Origin of the sequence: Kitasatospora sp. NPDC007106 (assembly GCF_040634455.1) — a bacterium.
Taxonomy (GTDB): domain Bacteria; phylum Actinomycetota; class Actinomycetes; order Streptomycetales; family Streptomycetaceae; genus Kitasatospora; species Kitasatospora arboriphila.
Window position 1 is genome coordinate 1 of sequence record NZ_JBEYFP010000876.1, and the last position, 2346, is coordinate 2346.

Genomic DNA, 2346 nt, shown 5'->3' on the forward strand with positions numbered 1-2346 from the left:
GCGAGCCGTTCGAGGGCGGCGGCACCAAGGTCATCCAGTTCGTCCGCACGCCGGACGGCTGGCGGATCGCCGCACTGTCCTGGTTCGACCGGGACTGATCCGGCGCTCGCCGTCGCCGCCGGTCACCGGTCGGCGGTGTCGCCCTCCCCGGCCCGGGTGAGGGCGACGGTGGCACGCCGGGCGGCCTCGAGGACGTCCCGGTCGGTGGCCGCGGTGCCCTGGGCGGCGAGCAGCGCCGCCCGTACCGTGTCGAAGGCCATCCGGACGGCGAGCCGCTGCTGCTCGTCGGCGTGCTCGCCGACCAGCAGCCCGACGACCTCCTCGAAGGCGCCCGGGACGTCGGCCGCGTCCTCCGACAGGCGGCGCATCACCGGCTGGTTGGCCTGCGCCAGGCGCATCATCGCCAGCCGCTCGGGCGTGGTGCCGGCGATCCAGCGCAGCGCGGCCTCCCGCACCAGACCGGGCGTCCGCGGCTGCGCGGAGATCCAGGCGGCGAGCTCCCGCACCTCCTCGCGCCGCTCGGCCACCAGACTGGCGACGATCTCCTCCTTGTTGCGGAAGTGGTAGTAGAGCGCGGACTTCGTCACGCCGAGGGCCTCGGAGATGTCCCGTACCGAGGTGGCCTCGTAGCCCTTCTCCGTGAACAGGTCCAGCGCGACCCCGAGGATCTCGGCGCGGGTCTCCGCCGCCGGGCGGCGGCCTCTCGCGGCGGGGCTGCTCATGTCCTGGTGCTCCGTCCCTCGGTTCCCCGGCTGACTCCGGGCGGCTCCCACCTTACCTTGCTTACTGAACGGACGTTAAGTAGCGTGGAACTTAATGACCGGTCGTTCAGTACGACCGGCCCCGCCGTCGTGCCCCCAGGAGGCGCCCATGAACGCCGTACCCGCAGTCCCCGCCGTCGCCGTCGTCGGAGCAGGCCCGGGCGGACTGCTCTGCGCCCGCGTGCTCCAGCAGCACGGCGTGCCCGTCACCGTGTACGAGGCCGACGCCTCCGTCGACGCCCGCGACCTCGGCGGCACCCTCGACCTGCACGCCGACTCCGGCCAGATCGCCCTGGAGGACGCCGGCCTCGCCGACGCCTTCCGCGCCCTCGCCCGGCCCGAGGGCCAGGCCAAGACCCGCATGGACCACCACGGCACCGTCCTCGACCGCTTCGTGCCCGACACCGACGACGAGGCCGCCCCCGAGATCGACCGCGGCCAGCTCCGCCGGATGATCGCCGCGCACGTCGACCCCGCGTCGATCCGCTGGGGACACCGCCTCACCGCCGTCGAACCGCTCGCCGACGGCACCCACCGGCTGCACTTCGCCGGCGGCGGCACCGCCGAGGCCGGCCTGGTGATCGGCGCCGACGGCACCTGGTCCCGGGTCCGGCCGCTGGTCTCGACCGCCACCCCCGACTACAGCGGCGTCTCCTTCCTCGACGTCGTGTACGCGGACGCGGACACCCGCCACCCCGGGATCGCCCGCCTGGTCGGCGACGGCCACCTGTTCGTCCGGGACGGCGAGGGCCGGGCGGTCATCGCCCAGCGCAACAGCGGCGGCCACATCCGGGCCTACCTCGCCATGCGCACCCCGGCCGACTGGTACACGGCGGCGGGCATCGCCGACCCCTCCGACCCGGCCGAGGCCGATGCCGTCCGCCGCCACCTGCTCGCCGAGTTCGCCGACTGGGACGCGCAGCTGCGGCCCTTCCTCACCGACGCCGACGGCGGCTACCGGCACCGGCCCATCCACGTCCTGCCGGCCCCGCACACCTGGGAGCACCGCAGCGGCGTCACCCTGCTCGGCGACGCCGCCCACGTCATGGCGCCCTTCGGCGGGTACGGCGTCAACCTCGCCCTGCTCGAAGGCGCCGAACTCGCCCGCGCGATCGCCGGGGAGCCGACCTTGGACGCGGCCGTCCGCCGCTACGAAACCGCGATGAAGGACCGCGCCGCGCCGCTCGCCGCCGACGCCAACGACGCACTCGCCCGCTTCTTCGGCGCCACCCCGCCCGCCGCGCACACCGCCCCCGACCCGGCCGAGGAACACCGCCGCTACCGGCAGGGCGCAGCCGAGTACCGGGCCCGGCAGGCCGCGGCCCCGGCAGGCGGCAGCCCGTCCCGGTGACGCCGGTCCGCTGAACCGCGGGCCGCGGGCCGCATGGTTGGACGGGTGCGTGGGGGAGGCCGTGACGGCGGTGGCCGTGGTGGGGGCGCTGCCCGGTGCCGGGCCGACCTCGTTCCGGAGCTCCCGTGGCCGTGCGGCCGACCGGGCTTTCCCGCCCGGCTGGTGACGGTGCATCAGCGACTCGCCGGTAGCCCTTGACGCGGGGCGCCCGCCGGGACAGGGTATGGCCCGGTC

The 2346-nt window shown here is 75.7% G+C and carries 2 protein-coding genes; one reads left to right on the forward strand and one right to left on the reverse strand.

All coding sequences use genetic code 11. From position 1 onward, the window contains the following. Positions 1–122: 122 nt before the first annotated feature. Entirely contained in the window at positions 123–722 is a 600-nt protein-coding gene (locus ABZ641_RS33510; RefSeq protein WP_359988025.1) for a helix-turn-helix domain-containing protein, read from the reverse strand. 148 nt (positions 723–870) lie between these two features. Between ABZ641_RS33510 and ABZ641_RS33515 the strand changes: the two genes are divergently transcribed. Continuing rightward, positions 871–2112, forward strand: coding sequence for an NAD(P)/FAD-dependent oxidoreductase (locus ABZ641_RS33515; protein ID WP_359988027.1), 1242 nt, complete (start codon positions 871–873; stop codon positions 2110–2112). The last annotated feature ends 234 nt before the right edge of the window (positions 2113–2346 follow it).